Genomic DNA, 14818 nt, shown 5'->3' with positions numbered 1-14818 from the left:
TCGCGCAACTTAATTCACCCTTAAAAACGTTTCGGGCTTCGATTGCGCCGTTTGTTCAATTCCGTCATCCCGACAATCTTTCATGCTGCGACCTCGATCAATGGAGGTGGTGATGAAATACATCTTTGCGCGGATCTATGCCCCAGCGTTCTGGGGCGGATTTATTGGGGCCAGCCTTTGGCTAACGGGAGTTGCCGGGTTAAGAGAGGGGTGGTTGTTGCCGCTGTTTCTCGCAGCCCTGGCCCTGTCGTTTCTGGCCGAATGGGCTTTACCCTATGAGGTGTGCTGGAATCGCTCGGTCGGTGATCGCGCTCGTGACATCGTTCACGGGTTGGTCAACGAGGCGTTGAATGCTCTCGGTTTGCTGGCGTTACCGGGCCTGGTGGCGCTGCTGTCGTTCGACGGGGCATGGCCAAGGGGGTGGCCGCTGTGGTTGCAACTGGCGCTGGCGATTTTCATCGCCGACGCCGGTCTCAGCCTGATGCACTACGCCAGCCACCGCGTGCAGTGGTTGTGGCGTCTGCATGCGGTGCATCACAGCGTTCAACGGCTATACGGTTTCAATGGCTTGATGAAACATCCGTTGCATCAACTGCTGGAAGCCTCTGCGGGGCTGTTGCCATTGTTGCTGCTGGGCATCCCGCTGGACGTGGCGGCACTGCTGGCATTTGCCATCGCCATCCAGTTGCTGCTGCAACATTCCAATGTCGATATGCAGCTGGGGTATTTGCGCTGGATATTCGCCTGGGCGCCGGTGCATCGCTTTCATCACATGAAATATGGACGGGCCGGCGACGTGAATTTCGCCTTGTTCTTCAACCTGTGGGACTGGCTTCTGGGGACCGGGTTCTACACGACGTATTATGAAATCCGTCAGGGCGACCTGGGCATCGGCAGCCGACCAGACTTCCCTCGGGACTACGTAGCGCAACTGCTGGACCCGTTCGGGCCGGTGTCATTGAGCAAAGAACCCGCGGTACCTGAGCCGTTGCGGCGCTGAATCAAGCCAGTAGACGCAGATCGATGTGTTGCAACGCTTGGCGAGCGGTCACGCCGAAGAGCTTTTTCAGGCTCCGGGAGAAGTGCGCAGAATCGGCAAACCCGGCCTCGTGCGCGGCGTCAGTCACGGCGCTGCCGGCCAGGATCAGCACCATCGACAGCCGCAGTCGCCGCCATAGCACCAGCCTGCGCACAGGCAGGCCGAGGTGGCTGGCGAACAGCCGTTGCAATTGACTTAAGGACAGGTGTGCCTCGGCAGCCAATGCGCTTGCCGGCACCTTGGTCGTCAGCAACCCGTCGAGGGTGGACAAGGCGCGCTCGATCCGAGGATCGCCAAGGGATCGGCGTGGACAATGGCGAACGGCGTGGTCGAGGCTTTCAAGGGACAATGCGGCCTTGAAGACGACGTTGTTCAGCACCTGGTTGTCGAACATGAGTGGTTCTGCATAGACCGTGAACACCACATCCGGCGCCTCGACAATGGAGTGGCAGATTTGAGAGGGGATGAATAGGCGATGGGCCGTTTGGTTCACGCCGTCGAGATTGACGGTGACCGGTCGATCAGGGGCCAGGATCAGTTGATGGGCGTAATGGGCATGGGGCGCAGTGCGCCCCAGCTTTCCGTGGATCAGACCATAATCACGCCCTAACCACAGGTGGCCTGTCCACTCGGTATTTTGCGTCACTCAGTAACCGTTGTTCTGCAACAACTGCGCAACACTCGCCGCCGCCGGACGCTTATAGAACTTCAGCAGCTCGCTGGCGCGGTTGGTGAAGATGCCATCGACCCCCGCATCCGCCACTTTCTGATAATCCACCGCATCGTCGATAGTGTAGACATGCACCAGCAGGCCCTGATCGTGGGTGTACTGGTTCATCCACGGTTGTACCAGGTCGGAATAGCTCTGATCGCCACCCTTGGTCAGTGCGGCCGAAGGGCCGGTACCGATGGCGCCCTGGGCCTTGGCGTACTCGACCCATTGCTGGAATTCGGCTTTGTCTTTCGGTTCCTGCCTGGCGTAGTAGGTCGCTTTATCCTTGTCACCGGATTCGGCGAACGTCACTTTGGATTTCGGCTCGATGCTGCCTTCGCCCACCCACAGCAGCAGGATTTTCGGCACTTGCGGCATTTCCTTCTCAAGCAGTTCGAGGCTGCTCTTCTCGAAGGTTTGCAACACCACCTTGCCTTTACCCTGGCCGACGGCCAGTTCGCTCTTCGCCAGTTTCGAACCGACCGGGCTCAGCCAGCCGCGGTCCTGGAGTTTCTCCTTGAGGTCGCGCTCGATGCCGGGAAACTGCTTCGGCTCTTTGGTTTCGATGTACAGGCCCGGCTTGTGCAGCGGGTTGCCTTGGGCGATGTCGATGATTTCGTCCAGGGTCAGGATCTTCAGACCCGCGTAGCCCGGACGCGCGCGATCCGGGTAAGCGCGGTTGAACCAGCTGCCGGCATCCAGGGTTTTGAGTTCGGCGATAGTGAATTCGTTGGCCAGGCTGTCCTTGCGCTCAGGGAACTTGGTGGCGACATCCGTGGTGCGTTGCAGGTTGTTGTCGTGCAGGGCGAACAGCACACCATCCTTGCTGCGTTGCAGGTCCAATTCCAGGTAATCGGCACCCAGATCACGGGCCAGTTTGTAGGCCGCAGCGGTGGATTCCGGTGCATCGAAAGACGCGCCGCGATGGGCGATCACCGCCGGGTGCGGAATGCCCAGACGGGTCGCCAGTGCGGTGGGGCCTGGTTCGTTGGTGGCCTGTGCCTGGCCGAGGCCGAGCATCAGGCTCAGCAGCAAGGCGCTCTTGGTGAAGTTAACAGGCATGCTCGAAGTCCTTTTGCGATGGGTTTTCAAAGACGTATCTTTTAACAACTGAGCGCCGCTTGCGCTATCGCCAGACCGACATAAACGTGTTTAAAGGAGTTTTTTCAGCGCATTTGTGCGGTTCTTTGCAGTACTCTTGGCCCCGGCTATTTCCCCGGCAGAGGGAAACCCGTTCGCTTGCCCTGCGTGTAAACCATCGATCACCGGTCCTTTGCGACCTTTTGTGAGGTTTATCATGCGCATCACTTCCCAGCTCATTTGCCAGGCCGCCGACCAACTCAAAGGCTTCGTCGGCCTCAATCGCAAGACCGGCCAGTACATCGTGCGCTTCAGCGAAGACTCGTTCGGCATGGACGTGGCTGATGACGGCATCATCCCCACCAGTGAATTCGTCTGGGCTCCCGGCCCCAAGCAGACCATGACGCTCAAGCGAGAACTGATCCAGTTGCTGCTGGACCAGAACATCGACGACCGGATCAACATCACCGAGCCGCTGCGGGTGTACATGAACCGGCGGGAAGTGCCGCAGATTTCGGCGGTGAGGAGTTTGGTGCGGGGTTGAGGGTTTTGTACTGGCTGTCAGGGCCTCTTCGCGAGCAAGCCCGCTCCCACAGTGGATCTTATGCGTACACAAAATCCGTGAACGCCCGAGATCAAATGTGGGAGCGGGCTTGCTCGCGAAGACGGCCTCCACAACACCGCGTCATTTATTGCTTGAACGCATACGCCCGCGCACAGACCTCGATCAACGCCTGGACCAACGGCGGCCGAACACCCTTAAGCGCGGCGCGTTCCGGTTGGAACAGCGTTGCGACAAAGAACGGATGATCTTTTAGCTCCACCGCCCGCAGCCCTCCCGTTGAATCGTGGCCCACCGCGTGCAACTGTTGTTTCAGTAGCTCCTGTTCAAACTCAGGATTCACCCCATAACGGCAGCGATATCCCTCGCGAATTTCAGCGTCTTCGTACGCCTTGGCGATCAACGAGCCTTCAACCAAATGAATGCTGTCGACGGCTTCCACCAGCGAACAGGTCAGCGGCGTGAGCAACGCCCGCGTCGCGTCGGGCGAGGTCTCGCCGTGTTCGGCATCGCTCCAGCCCAGAACGTTACGGGCGAATTCAAGCACCGCGTGCTGAAAACCGCCGCAGGTGCCGAGGAAAGGTCGCTGCTGCTCGCGGGCAAAACGGATCGCCCGTAACGCGCCGTCCATGTCGCGATAAGGGCTGGCGGGCACGCACCAGAAACCATCGAAATCATCCAGTGGCGTCTCGGCATTGATGCTGTTGGTGGCCAACCATTGAAACTGTATGTCTTGGCCTGAGTGTTCGGCGGCCATGCCGAGGGCGACGGGAATGGCTTGGTGGGCGGTGACCTGTGGGTCGTAATCGCCGATCAGGGCGATGCGGATGGCGCGGGTTTCCATGAGTGATCTCGACGCTTGTTGATTCCTGGCACCCACTATAGATTGGCGTTCACGCAATCTATATTGGCGTTATCCCAAGTGATCAATGCACCGACGCACTATCGACTGGACTACCCGGATCTGTCCCTGATCCTCGCCCTGGTGCGCGGCGGCTCTCTGGCCCGGGCGTCGGCGTTGTTGAAAGTCGACGTGTCGACGGTGTTTCGCGCCGTCCGCCGACTGGAAGCCGCGTTGGGTCAGCAACTGTTCGAGAAGAGCCGCGCCGGTTACCTGCCGACCACGCTGGCGCAGACCCTGGCCGAGCAGGCTGAGCGCGCCGAACAAGCGCTGGAGGCGGCGCGCATTGGCGTGGAAAAGGGCGGTGAAATCATCAGCGGCACTGTGCGCCTGACGTGCACCGATTCAGTCCTGCAAAGTTTGTTGTTGCCGGCGCTGGCGCGGTTCATGCCGTCCTATCCGGCGCTGACCATTGAACTCTGCACCTCCAACGACTTCGCCAATCTCAGCCGTCGCGACGCCGACATCGCCTTGCGCTTGACCCGCACACCGCCCGAACATTTGGTGGGTCGGCGGTTGGCGGATATTTCCTACCGGGTCTGTGCCAGCGAGGCCTATCTGCAATCAGTCGATTCCCACGACCTGGTTGCATTGACCTGGATCGCCCCGGACGACTTCTTGCCCGATCACCCCACCGTCGCATGGCGGCGTCAGCAGTTGCCTGGCGTGACGCCTGGTTATCGCTGTAACAGCATGTTGTCAGTGACCGAGTTAGTGCGGGCCGGGCTGGGTGTCGCGGCGTTGCCAGACTTCCTCATCGGTGACGGACTGCAACCGTTGACCGAGCCCTTGCACGGTTACGACACGGCCCTGTGGCTGCTGACTCGCCCAGACTGCCGCGCATTGCGCTCGGTGGTGACGTTGTTCGATGAATTGGGGCGCGCGCTGAAGTTGCCTTGAGTCGGATCACGCCTTCGGTGGCTCTTTGCCTACGAAGTGTTGATGCATTTCCGACGTCAGACTTTCGATACGCTCGGTCAGGGTTTTGGTGATTTCGGTAAGCCGGGTGTTTTGCTCCAGCAGTTCCAACAGTTGCGCGGTGTGTCGCGCGGCCTGGGCCTGACGATCGCTGTTGGCCACGGCCAAGGCTTCACGATGTCGCGCATCGGCGTCTGACTGGGCCTTGTCCCGCGCCGCCTGGCGCGTCTGGGCCAGCAGAATCAGCGGCGCGGCATAGGCCGCTTGCAGGCTGAACGCCAGGTTAAGCAGGATGAACGGGTACACATCGAAATCGGTCACGCCGGACAGGTTCAGACAAATCCAGACCACCACAATCAGGGTTTGGGCGCCGAGAAAAGTCGGCGTGCCGAAGAATCGCGCAAAGGCCTCGGCGCGCAGGGCAAAACGGTCGGTACCGAAAGTAGGTGCCAGATGAGCGTGAGGGCGATGGAAGCGCAGGTGATCGACGGGGCCAGTGGGTTCGGTTTCGATTTCGCGGGTCGGGGTGCTCATGGTGCTCTCTGCATGGCCGCTGGGACTGAAGCTCACTATAGCCCCGGCGCCAGTTTCATTCTGAAACACATTTCGGTGTTTCTACTTACAGCGATCGGTCAGCGATAACGCGGCGGACATTGTCATTTTTTGCAACCCGATTCAGAGCTCATAACAGGCCAGAAACATGTCTAGGGCCGACTCCACAACGGTGTGCTGCATCTCGGGCGACAAGCCTGGCTGGCCCATGGAGATCTGCGGCCAGAACGCAAAGGACTTGAGCAATCCCTGGACCTGTTGTGCGACGAATTCGGGTGCGACCGGTTTCAATCGGCCATCGGCCTGAGCGGCGCGAATCCATACAGTCACTCCTTCTTCGCGTTCACCCATTCGGGCAACCATGTTCTGTGCGCGCTCGGGAGAATGGATGGTGGCGGCGATCGCCACTCGCGCCAGGTCGAGAAAATTGTCATCGGCCAGCATCTGCAATTTCGCCTGCAACATCCGACGCAGCTGGTCGCGCAGGGGCAGGTCAGGGCGGTAGGCGGTTTCCTGTTCGGCCGTTACCCGCGCCCACAGTTGATTGAGGATTTCGGCGAACAACTCTTCCTTGCTCGGGAAGTGGTTGTACACGGTGCGCTTAGACACGCCTGCGGTGGCGGCGATCTTGTCCATGCTGGTGATGTCGAAACCATTGGCACGGAATTCAGCAATCGCCGCCTGGATGATGGCTTCGCGTTTACGGTCGGTGAGGCGTTGTGGAGCTGTCATAAATACGCTTAGGCAGGAAGAAGTGGAGAACTACACTTGGCAGTTTACTTGTGAACGGCTTTGATGCAACCTTGAAACTACACTGTGCAGTGTAATGTTTTGTTAATCCTGCCCAGTAAAAAATAGAATCTGCGGCTGATGCGTGCGTGCTTTGGCCATCTATCGTCCCCAAGGGGGAAAATCGCGAACTGCGGTTTTCCTGGAGTCATTCAGTCATGGCCACTTTAACTTCTCCAGCGGATAACGCCTCAACGCCTGAAGCTTCACGACAGGCGCAAGGGCAGTATCGAAATCATGTACCGGTAAAGCGCGAAGGCTTTCGCAAAACCTTGCGCATCCTGTGGAACATCATCTTCCACAAACCGCGCGACACCCGTCCGTCCGCTCCCGTCCCGGTGCAAACCCTGACCCAGGCAGCGTTGATCGCTGCGCCCAACCACAGCGTCTATCGCCTTGGTCATTCCACTGTACTGCTGAAACTGCGAGACAAATTCTGGATCACCGACCCGGTCTTCGCCGAGCGCGCCTCGCCAGTGCAATGGGCCGGCCCGAAGCGTTTCCATCAGCCACCGATCAGCCTCGAAGACCTGCCACCGATTGAAGCGGTGATCCTGTCCCACGATCACTATGACCACCTTGATTATCAGGCCGTGCTCAAACTGGCGGACAAAACGCAATACTTCCTCACCCCGCTGGGTGTGGGCGACACCCTGATCAAATGGGGAATCGATGCCAGCAAAGTGCGCCAACTGGATTGGTGGCAGAGCACCGAGGTCGATGGCCTTCAATTCGTCGCCACCCCTTCGCAGCACTTTTCCGGTCGTGGCCTGTTCGACGGTAACAGCACCCTTTGGGCGTCGTGGGTAATGATCGACGGCGACACGCGGATTTTCTTCAGTGGCGACAGCGGCTACTTCGACGGCTTCAAACGCATTGGCGAACAGTACGGCCCGTTCGACCTCACACTCATGGAAACCGGCGCCTACAACGTCGAGTGGCCGCATGTTCACATGCAGCCCGAGCAAACCTTGCAGGCGCACATCGACCTTAAAGGGCGCTGGCTGCTGCCGATCCACAACGGCACCTTCGACCTGTCGATGCACGCCTGGTACGAACCCTTCGACCGTATTTTGGCATTGGCCTGGGAGCGGAACGTGTCGATCACCACGCCGCAGATGGGCGAAGCGTTCAACGTGATGTATCCGCAACGGGGTAGTGCGTGGTGGTTTGGGTTGGAAGGTGAAAGCAATCAGGCGGCGCCTCAGAACGCTTGATGTTGTGCTGCCGGGCCGCTTGCCGTGGGAGCGGCCCGAGTTCTGGATTTATCTACGTTCATCCAGTAGCAGGTTTGGATATTCCGAGATTTTTGCCACGGTCAAATCGCGGAATTTTCCACTCAGTAATTCGTCCAGTTCTTCCTGAGACAATCCGAGCCTTTGCGCGGCCTCAGTCTTGCTCAGCCGACCGTTTTGGAGGAGCAGGCCAATCTTCATAACGTGTCCGGCTTTGGCTCGCATCTCACCCGCCTCGGGATAGCCCGGCGCCTCATGAACGCAGCGGTTGTTTCCATCGATTTCATTCATTCGCTGACACCTCACTCAACCATTGCATAATCCGCCCGCCCCACCGGATCCGGTGTCGACCCTCTCACATTCATCCCTCTGCCCGGTGCAAATCCCGGGAAGAACACCAGGCCTTGCGACTCAAACCGATACGCCAACGCCAGCCGGGTGACATCGAGCACATCGCGTTCTGCCTCGAAGCGCTGAATGGCGTCAATGGAAACCCCGGATTCCTCGGACAACTCTTCAACACTCCAGCCCAGCATCGCTCGGGCCTGGGCACAGTGGGCGGGGGTGAACTGGAAGAGGGCGATACGTTCCAGGGTGATTTTCATCGCAAGAGTGGCCATGGTGTTCTCCGGGCTCGAGAGTGCCGATTCAAAATATACTGTGTTTTTGTACAGTTGTTTTGGTCCCGGATCAAACTCATTTTTTTGATCGATTCTATTTTTTGCTCCGGCAGGCGCTGGGGAGCGACTACGCTGTTTCTATGCGGGAACCTGAAAGCTCAAGGCTTTCAACGCCCGTGAGCAGCAATGATTGAACGTCAGCTTTCTGATTTTCAATTCAGGGAAGGTGGCGTTTATGACGCAGTGCGCCACAGCGTTATGCAGGGAAGGGAATCATGAAAAGACTACGTCTGTTATGTGCCCTGATCGGTTTTACAAGCTTGCCCGTCGCGGCTGATATGGCATCGTTGAGCAAAGAGGCCTTTGTCAGCGACCTGATAAATCAAATGACCCTGGAGGAAAAAATCGGCCAACTGCGGCTGATCGCTATTGATGAAAAGATGACGCCCGAAAAAATACGCGAAGAGATCGCCGCCGGGCGAATCGGTGGTACCTACGGCTCTGTAAGCCGTTTCGTAAACCGCCCCATGCAGGACGCGTCTCAACAAAGCCGCCTGAAAATCCCGATGTTTTTCGGCTGGGACGTGATACACGGCCATCGAACCATTTTCCCCATTGGTCTGGCGTTGGCCTCCAGTTGGGACATTGGCGCTATTGAGCTAAGCGGTCGGATAGCGGCAAAAGAAGCCAGTGCGGACGGTATCGACCTGACCTTCGCCCCGATGATAGATATCGCCCGGGATCCTCGCTGGGGACGCACTTCCGAAGGCTTTGGCGAAGACACCTACCTCGTTTCGCGCATTGCCAAAGCGATGGTTCAGGCCTACCAGGGCGCAAGCCCGAATGCACCCGACAGCATCATGGCCAGCGCCAAACATTTTGCGTTGTATGGGGCTGTCGAGGGTGGGCGCGACTACAACAGCGTCGACATGGGCCTGGCCAGAATGCATCAGGATTACCTGCCACCTTATCGTTCGGCAATTGAGGGGGGCGCGGGGGCGATGATGGTCGCGCTTAACTCGATAAATGGCGTGCCAGCCGCTTCCAACGCCTGGTTGATGCAAGACCTGCTGCGCAAAGCATGGGGCTTCAAGGGACTGGTCATCAGCGACCACAACGGGATAAACGATCTGGTTCAGCATGGCGTGGCGAAGAATCACCGCGAAGCCGCCAGGCTCGCGATCAAGGCCGGCGTCGATATGAGCATGAACGACTTCTCCTATGGTCCGGAGCTACAGGGGCTGCTTGAGTCGGGCGCTATTTCCCAGAGCAATATCGATAACGCAGTGCGGGAAGTGCTGGGGGCCAAGTACGACATGGGGCTGTTCGAAGACCCTTACCGGCGCATCGGCATTGCCAGTGAAGACCCCGCTGATAACAACGCCGAACACCGTCTGCACAGAGCCCAGGCCCGTGAAGTAGCACGCAAGACATTGGTGCTGCTCAAGAATGAAAACGGCCTCTTGCCGCTGAAAAAAGAGGGCGTGATCGCACTCATAGGCCCATTGGCAAAAAGTGCCGTCGACATCATGGGGAGTTGGTCTGCAAGCGGCGTGGCCGAGCAATCGGTGACGATTTATGACGGGCTGAAAAACGCAATGACCCAGGGCTCGCTGATCTATGCCCGAGGCGCCAATCTCGAAGAGGATCAGGAGGTCGTTAAATACCTGGAATACCAGGGCGTGTCCAAAATCGAGAATGACGCGCGTCCGGCAGCAGAAATGATTGATGAAGCGGTGAAGGCTGCACAGCAAGCCGATGTCGTGATCGCAGTGGTAGGCGAGCCCCGCAGCATGTCTCATGAAGCGGCCAGTCGAACCAGCCTCGACCTGCCTGGGCGCCAGAGTGAATTGATCACCGCCCTGAAAGCCACCGGCAAACCGCTGGTACTGGTGTTGATGAACGGTCGGCCACTGTCCATCGGCAAGGAGCAGAAACAGGCCGATGCAATTCTGGAAACCTGGTACAGCGGCTCCGAGGGAGGCAACGCCGTTGCCGATGTGTTGTTCGGCGACTACAACCCGTCCGGCAAATTACCCATCACCTTTCCACGCTCCGTGGGGCAGATCCCCAATTACTACAGCCACTTGAACACCGGTCGCCCCTACATAGCGGGTGCGCTTCGCAACTACACGTCGCAATATTTCGATCAATCCCACGGTCCGCTTTACCCCTTCGGCTTTGGGCTGAGCTATACCGACTTCAGCCTGACCGACATGGCCCTGTCCTCGACCACACTGAGCAAGACCGACAACCTCGTCGCCAGCGTCATGGTCAAGAACACTGGTCAGCGCGACGGCGAAACGGTGGTTCAGCTGTATATCCGCGATGTCGTTGGCTCTGTCAGCCGTCCGGTCAAAGAACTGAAGAACTTTCAAAAAATCATGCTCAAGGCCGGAGAAGAGAAAGCGGTCCACTTCAGCATTAATGAGAACGACTTGAAGTTCTTCAACACCCAATTGGAATACGCCGCCGAGCCGGGCGAATTCCGGGTGCAAATCGGTCTGGATTCCCAGGATGTGAAGGAACAGAGTTTTGAGTTGCTGTCAGAACAAGGCAGTGGCTAAGGCCGATCAGTAAAGAAAATGAAGTGCCAAGCGCAGCACCTGTAGGAGCGTGGCTTGCCCGCGAAGAATGCACCGCGGTTTTTCAGGTATTACGCGTCATCGTTCTTCGCGGGCAAGCCACGCTCCCACAGGTTCTGCGGTTGCCGCGAGCTCTCTATTTCGCCCCCTCCAACCAAACGGACGGTGCCTGCCCCAACACACGACGAAACATCGTCGAGAACGCCGCCGGGCTGTCGTAGCCAAAATCCAGGGCAATCCGCGTCACCGGCGTGCCCACCGCCAGCCGCGCCAAAGCCAGCACCACACAGGCCCGCTGTCGCCATTGACTGAAACTCAGCCCGGTCTGTTGGCGGAACAGACGATTAAACGTACGCAAACTGATATGCAACTGATCAGCCCAGTGTTGCGGCGATTGATGAGCGTTCGGTTGCTGGAGAAACATCTGACACAACCCAAGCAGCCGCGAATCCATAGGCAGCGGAATGTGCAACGGCAAGTGAGCACTACGGGCCAACTCGTGCAGCAGCAAGTCGATCAGCGCACCATCGCGCCCGGCCTCGTCGTACTCCAACGCAACCTCCACCGCCTCCATCAGCAAATGCCGCATCAACGGCGAAACACTGATCACCTGACAACGATTGCCCAAATCAACCGCCCCCGGTTCGATGTACAAGCTGCGAGTGCTCACCCCCAGCATCAACACCTCATGCGCCACCCCCGGCGGAATCCACACCGCCCGCTGCGGCGGCACCACCCAATTGCCGTCGTGCGTGCTCACCTGCATCACCCCCGTGGCGCCGTACAACAACTGCGCCCGCCGGTGGGTATGGCGCGGCAACCGATGACCGTCGGGGTAATCCGTGCCGAGGGCCACCACCCGCCGTGGCGTGTCGTCCAGCAGATCAATCGAAACATTGCGCATCGAGCGGTATCCAGCGGTTGGCGTAAACGCAAACATTATTGGCTGACTTGCTGAAGCAGGCCAAGCCCTAATACCCGTAAGTTAAGAGCAATCCATGTGGGAGCGGGCTTGCTCGCGAAGACGGCGGCACAGCCAACATTAATGTCGCCTGACACACCGCTTTCGCGAGCAAGCCCGCTCCCACATGGATTGCTCTTACTTAACTTACCGGCGATAGGCCAAGCCCCATCGCTCTATCGTCGACCACTCTCAACCAACGGACGATGCGCGATGTTCTTCTACCTCTTGCTGGCACTCTTCGGCTGCATGACCGGCGTCACCGCCGTGCTGTTCGGCTTCGGTGGCGGCTTCGTCGTCGTGCCCTTGCTGTACCGCATGCTCACGGCCAGTCACGGCGCCGACGACCCCATCAGTCAATCGGCGATGCACATCGCCGTGGCCACCTCGACCTGCGTGATGATCGTCAACGCCCTGATCGCCAGCGCAAAGCATCACCGCGCCGGAAACCTCATTCGCCATTACCTGTGGCCATTGGGCGGGTTCATCGGTTTGGGCGCGATCATCGGCGCCGTTGCAGCGATGTGGGCAAGTGGCGAGTTGATTCGTTTTGCCTTCATCGCCTACCTCGGCGTGACGATTCTGGACTGCCTGTTCCGACGCGGATTTCTCACACAGTCCGACGCTGTAATCCCACGGCGATTGGGCAGGGCAGAAATGTCTGGCGGCGGTGTAGGCATCGGCACCATCGCCACGTTTCTCGGCGTGGGCGGCAGCGTCATGACCGTGCCGTTGCTGCGGCGTTGTGGGCTGAGCATGTCTAAGGCTACGTCGATGGCCAATCCGTTGAGTCTGCCGGTTGCAGTGGTCGGGACGCTGACTTACATGGCGATGGCGGGGTTTACCGAGTTTGATCTTGGGATGTGGTTTGTCGGTTATGTAGATGTGCTGGCGTTTGCGGTGTTGACGGTTGGATCGGTGCTAGGCATTCGGCTGGCGACGCCGTGGATCGGGCGGATACCGGATCGGGTGCATGCGCGGGTTTATATTGGTTTGCTGGTGGTAGTGATGCTCAGCATGGCGATGAAGTGAGGCGTGCAATGAGGCTCGATTCCCCCCTGCAACCTCGCCATAATCCGTCCTCGTTCAACCTGCGCCGCCTTCAATCTGCCCGGCGCTGCTTCCGACTTATTCAGGGATCGATCAATGCTCAAAGGATTGTTACGCCTCGCGCCAGTCGCCGCGTTGTTACTCATGTTGTGTTCCACTGCTCATGCCGAGGGTGGGAGACGAGTGTTCACCGGCACGCTGGGCAAGATGCCGATTGTGCTGGAACTCAATACCAGCGAGGAGAACGGAGTCACCGGCCGCTACTTCTATGAGAAATACCATCGCGACCTTGAGCTGAGCGGCTCGCTGCAAGAAAAAAACCTGACGCTAACCGAAGGCAACAACCGCTACGGTGACGACAAACCCCTGCCAATCCTGAAGCTGCAAGAAACGGCCAACGGCTGGCAGGGCGAATGGAAAAGCCCCAAGGGCAAAATTCTGCAAATGCAGTTGACCGAGGCCAAGCTCCCGACACCGGCGGCAGACACATTGCCCTTCATCGCCGCGCTGCCGAAAAGCGACCCCTACGAATATCTGCGCCTGCAAGGCTTGAAGCTCAAACCGGGCAAGAAAGAGTCCTTCATGGGTTACGACCTGCAATGGTGGACGCAGCCCGAGTCCAGTCTCTCCATGTTCAGCGTCGAGTCCGGCTACCCGAAAGCCGACCAGCAGCGAATCAATCAGCAATTGTTGGGGCGGCTCTGGAGCGAAGTCATCAGCTACCACGGTTGTGTGCTGCAGGGGTCAGATAATGCCGAGTTCGATCAAGGTGTCAGTCCCCAATTCCTGTCGCCCGATGTGGTCAGCCTGAACATCTCCACCAGCTATTACTGCGGCGGCGCTCACCCGGATTTTGGCAATTCGCCGATCAACCTCGACGTTCATACCGGTCATAACCTGTCGCTGGAAGATGTGTTGTGGGTTGGCAAAGGCAAGCCGCTGCTGCACGCCGATCGCGACGGCACGGGCGACACAGCCCTGACCGAGGAAGAGAGCAAAGCACGATTCACCTATCAGCGCGAAGTGTTCGTACCGTGGCTGATCAAGCAATTCACCGCGCTGTACCCCAACGACATGCAGAAGCCGGTGGATGAGGACAGCTGCGACTACACCCACGAAAGCGTTTGGGGTTATTCCAACTGGTACTTCACCGCAAAAGGCCTGTACCTGGGACCGTACTTCGCCCGCGTGCAACGCAGTTGCGATGACCCGGGCTGGTCAGTGCTGCCGTATGCCGTGGTCAAACAACATCCCGGCGCGGTCAAACTTGAACTGCCTCAGGACTAATCCCTAGCCCGACGCCAAACGATAAAGCCGAAGGACTTCGAGGATGATCTTGAAGGGCAGCAAGGCATCATTTTCTTCAAAGACTTCTGGCGCCGAGGAAGCGAGACCATCGGCAATCGCAGTGGCGATCATATCGACCTATGGAACGGGCGAAGACTAACGGACTGGCTGAGCTACCCTCGTATTCAGTTGGGGTTTTCCATTGAGGGCAGTTTCTCCGACTACCACGAGTCGAAGGAAATATGGTTTTGGAAGGTCATATGAAAATTGTTAAAGGGGCCTTGTTCGTCATCCTTATGGTTGCCTTGGCCGTTGGGGCATTTAATTTGTTATTCGTGGCAGTGTCTGACTACTTTGGGCCGTTCTACGAAAGTGAAGCGGACCAACATCGGAACTTTGCAATTTGGCTTTTGGGTAATGCGGGGGTTGGGATGCTTTCGATTGTTATGGGGGTTGTTTTGTATCGGCGTTATCTGCGCAGAGCACGTGTTTGAACGACACGATGGCCCCCGTCCCGACGCAATATC

General features: G+C 58.2%; 17 protein-coding genes. 9 read left to right on the top strand and 8 right to left on the bottom strand.

Annotation, left to right across the window (positions count from 1 at the left end):
- The first annotated feature begins 112 nt into the window (after window positions 1-112).
- A complete protein-coding gene (locus PMI36_RS15590) occupies window positions 113-1000 on the top strand; it encodes a sterol desaturase family protein (protein ID WP_008071897.1) in 888 nt (295 codons plus the stop codon).
- Window position 1001: 1 nt separating this feature from the next.
- Here the strand turns inward: PMI36_RS15590 and PMI36_RS15595 are convergent, their stop codons facing one another.
- Both PMI36_RS15595 and PMI36_RS15600 read right to left on the bottom strand, forming a co-directional pair.
- The gene (locus PMI36_RS15595; protein ID WP_008071895.1) at window positions 1002-1685 is read right to left on the bottom strand and encodes a helix-turn-helix transcriptional regulator; all 684 of its coding nucleotides are present in this window, start codon (window positions 1683-1685) and stop codon (window positions 1002-1004) included.
- The gene (locus PMI36_RS15600) at window positions 1686-2813 is read right to left on the bottom strand and encodes a glycerophosphodiester phosphodiesterase (protein WP_008071893.1); all 1128 of its coding nucleotides are present in this window, start codon (window positions 2811-2813) and stop codon (window positions 1686-1688) included.
- 235 nt (window positions 2814-3048) lie between these two features.
- Between PMI36_RS15600 and PMI36_RS15605 the strand changes: the two genes are divergently transcribed.
- Complete coding sequence (locus tag PMI36_RS15605; protein ID WP_008071892.1) at window positions 3049-3375, top strand: DUF2025 family protein; 327 nt, start codon at window positions 3049-3051, stop codon at window positions 3373-3375.
- A gap of 145 nt (window positions 3376-3520) precedes the next feature.
- Here PMI36_RS15605 and PMI36_RS15610 read toward each other — a convergent pair whose 3' ends face one another.
- Complete coding sequence (locus tag PMI36_RS15610; RefSeq protein ID WP_008071890.1) at window positions 3521-4237, bottom strand: CTP synthase C-terminal region-related (seleno)protein; 717 nt, start codon at window positions 4235-4237, stop codon at window positions 3521-3523.
- A gap of 15 nt (window positions 4238-4252) precedes the next feature.
- Between PMI36_RS15610 and PMI36_RS15615 the strand changes: the two genes are divergently transcribed.
- Window positions 4253-5194: a LysR family transcriptional regulator gene (locus PMI36_RS15615; protein ID WP_008071888.1), complete on the top strand. Its 942-nt coding sequence runs from the start codon at window positions 4253-4255 to the stop codon at window positions 5192-5194.
- Between the two features lie 6 nt (window positions 5195-5200).
- Here the strand turns inward: PMI36_RS15615 and PMI36_RS15620 are convergent, their stop codons facing one another.
- Together PMI36_RS15620 and PMI36_RS15625 are read right to left on the bottom strand one after the other, a co-directional pair.
- Complete coding sequence (locus tag PMI36_RS15620; RefSeq protein WP_008071886.1) at window positions 5201-5746, bottom strand: DUF1003 domain-containing protein; 546 nt, start codon at window positions 5744-5746, stop codon at window positions 5201-5203.
- 141 nt (window positions 5747-5887) lie between these two features.
- Window positions 5888-6496 (bottom strand): TetR/AcrR family transcriptional regulator, encoded by a 609-nt coding sequence (locus tag PMI36_RS15625; RefSeq protein WP_008071884.1) that lies wholly within the window; start codon window positions 6494-6496, stop codon window positions 5888-5890.
- 215 nt (window positions 6497-6711) lie between these two features.
- Here PMI36_RS15625 and PMI36_RS15630 point away from each other — a divergent pair, with 215 nt between their 5' ends.
- Window positions 6712-7770, top strand: a complete 1059-nt coding sequence (locus PMI36_RS15630) for an MBL fold metallo-hydrolase (protein ID WP_008071881.1) — start codon at window positions 6712-6714, stop codon at window positions 7768-7770.
- 48 nt (window positions 7771-7818) lie between these two features.
- Here the strand turns inward: PMI36_RS15630 and PMI36_RS0129560 are convergent, their stop codons facing one another.
- Together PMI36_RS0129560 and PMI36_RS15635 are read right to left on the bottom strand one after the other, a co-directional pair.
- Window positions 7819-8079, bottom strand: a complete 261-nt coding sequence (locus tag PMI36_RS0129560; RefSeq protein ID WP_008071879.1) for an XRE family transcriptional regulator — start codon at window positions 8077-8079, stop codon at window positions 7819-7821.
- An 11-nt stretch (window positions 8080-8090) separates the two neighbouring features.
- Complete coding sequence (locus PMI36_RS15635) at window positions 8091-8408, bottom strand: helix-turn-helix domain-containing protein (protein ID WP_008071877.1); 318 nt, start codon at window positions 8406-8408, stop codon at window positions 8091-8093.
- A 338-nt stretch (window positions 8409-8746) separates the two neighbouring features.
- On the opposite strand from PMI36_RS15635, the gene bglX reads away from it, so the two are divergent.
- Window positions 8747-10975, top strand: a complete 2229-nt coding sequence (gene bglX, locus PMI36_RS15640) for a beta-glucosidase BglX (RefSeq protein ID WP_443216702.1) — start codon at window positions 8747-8749, stop codon at window positions 10973-10975.
- Between the two features lie 154 nt (window positions 10976-11129).
- Here the strand turns inward: bglX and PMI36_RS15645 are convergent, their stop codons facing one another.
- Window positions 11130-11897, bottom strand: coding sequence for an AraC family transcriptional regulator (locus PMI36_RS15645; protein ID WP_008071874.1), 768 nt, complete (start codon window positions 11895-11897; stop codon window positions 11130-11132).
- A gap of 270 nt (window positions 11898-12167) precedes the next feature.
- Here PMI36_RS15645 and PMI36_RS15650 point away from each other — a divergent pair, with 270 nt between their 5' ends.
- The 4 genes from PMI36_RS15650 to PMI36_RS15660 all read left to right on the top strand — a co-directional run bounded on the left by PMI36_RS15650 (window position 12168) and on the right by PMI36_RS15660 (window position 14785).
- The gene (locus PMI36_RS15650) at window positions 12168-12986 is read left to right on the top strand and encodes a sulfite exporter TauE/SafE family protein (protein WP_008071872.1); all 819 of its coding nucleotides are present in this window, start codon (window positions 12168-12170) and stop codon (window positions 12984-12986) included.
- 114 nt (window positions 12987-13100) lie between these two features.
- Entirely contained in the window at window positions 13101-14291 is a 1191-nt protein-coding gene (locus PMI36_RS15655; protein WP_008071870.1) for a hypothetical protein, read from the top strand.
- A gap of 21 nt (window positions 14292-14312) precedes the next feature.
- Window positions 14313-14555 carry a T6SS effector amidase Tae4 family protein gene (locus PMI36_RS30580; protein ID WP_081235361.1) on the top strand — a complete coding sequence of 81 codons (243 nt, stop codon included), beginning with the start codon at window positions 14313-14315 and terminating at the stop codon, window positions 14553-14555.
- Window positions 14552-14785, top strand: coding sequence for a hypothetical protein (locus PMI36_RS15660; RefSeq protein ID WP_032830393.1), 234 nt, complete (start codon window positions 14552-14554; stop codon window positions 14783-14785). Before PMI36_RS30580 ends, PMI36_RS15660 begins: the two co-directional genes overlap by 4 nt.
- Window positions 14786-14818 lie beyond the last annotated feature (33 nt).

This window comes from Pseudomonas sp. GM79, from assembly GCF_000282495.1.
Lineage (GTDB): Bacteria > Pseudomonadota > Gammaproteobacteria > Pseudomonadales > Pseudomonadaceae > Aquipseudomonas.
Note: the sequence above shows the minus strand (reverse complement) of the source record. Positions and strands in the feature narration are given on the sequence as shown.

What these genes read in the sequence shown, in the direction of transcription:
- PMI36_RS15610 (WP_008071890.1), bottom strand. Translation starts at nt 4,237, where the DNA reads ATGGAAACCCGCGCCATCCGCATCGCCCTGATCGGCGATTACGACCCA.
- PMI36_RS15650 (WP_008071872.1), top strand. Translation starts at nt 12,168, where the DNA reads ATGTTCTTCTACCTCTTGCTGGCACTCTTCGGCTGCATGACCGGCGTC.
- PMI36_RS15630 (WP_008071881.1), top strand. Translation starts at nt 6,712, where the DNA reads ATGGCCACTTTAACTTCTCCAGCGGATAACGCCTCAACGCCTGAAGCT.
- bglX (WP_443216702.1), top strand. Translation starts at nt 8,747, where the DNA reads ATGGCATCGTTGAGCAAAGAGGCCTTTGTCAGCGACCTGATAAATCAA.
- PMI36_RS15605 (WP_008071892.1), top strand. Translation starts at nt 3,049, where the DNA reads ATGCGCATCACTTCCCAGCTCATTTGCCAGGCCGCCGACCAACTCAAA.
- PMI36_RS15625 (WP_008071884.1), bottom strand. Translation starts at nt 6,496, where the DNA reads ATGACAGCTCCACAACGCCTCACCGACCGTAAACGCGAAGCCATCATC.
- PMI36_RS0129560 (WP_008071879.1), bottom strand. Translation starts at nt 8,079, where the DNA reads ATGAATGAAATCGATGGAAACAACCGCTGCGTTCATGAGGCGCCGGGC.
- PMI36_RS15620 (WP_008071886.1), bottom strand. Translation starts at nt 5,746, where the DNA reads ATGAGCACCCCGACCCGCGAAATCGAAACCGAACCCACTGGCCCCGTC.
- PMI36_RS15600 (WP_008071893.1), bottom strand. Translation starts at nt 2,813, where the DNA reads ATGCCTGTTAACTTCACCAAGAGCGCCTTGCTGCTGAGCCTGATGCTC.
- PMI36_RS15590 (WP_008071897.1), top strand. Translation starts at nt 113, where the DNA reads ATGAAATACATCTTTGCGCGGATCTATGCCCCAGCGTTCTGGGGCGGA.
- PMI36_RS15645 (WP_008071874.1), bottom strand. Translation starts at nt 11,897, where the DNA reads ATGCGCAATGTTTCGATTGATCTGCTGGACGACACGCCACGGCGGGTG.
- PMI36_RS15660 (WP_032830393.1), top strand. Translation starts at nt 14,552, where the DNA reads ATGAAAATTGTTAAAGGGGCCTTGTTCGTCATCCTTATGGTTGCCTTG.
- PMI36_RS15635 (WP_008071877.1), bottom strand. Translation starts at nt 8,408, where the DNA reads ATGGCCACTCTTGCGATGAAAATCACCCTGGAACGTATCGCCCTCTTC.
- PMI36_RS15655 (WP_008071870.1), top strand. Translation starts at nt 13,101, where the DNA reads ATGCTCAAAGGATTGTTACGCCTCGCGCCAGTCGCCGCGTTGTTACTC.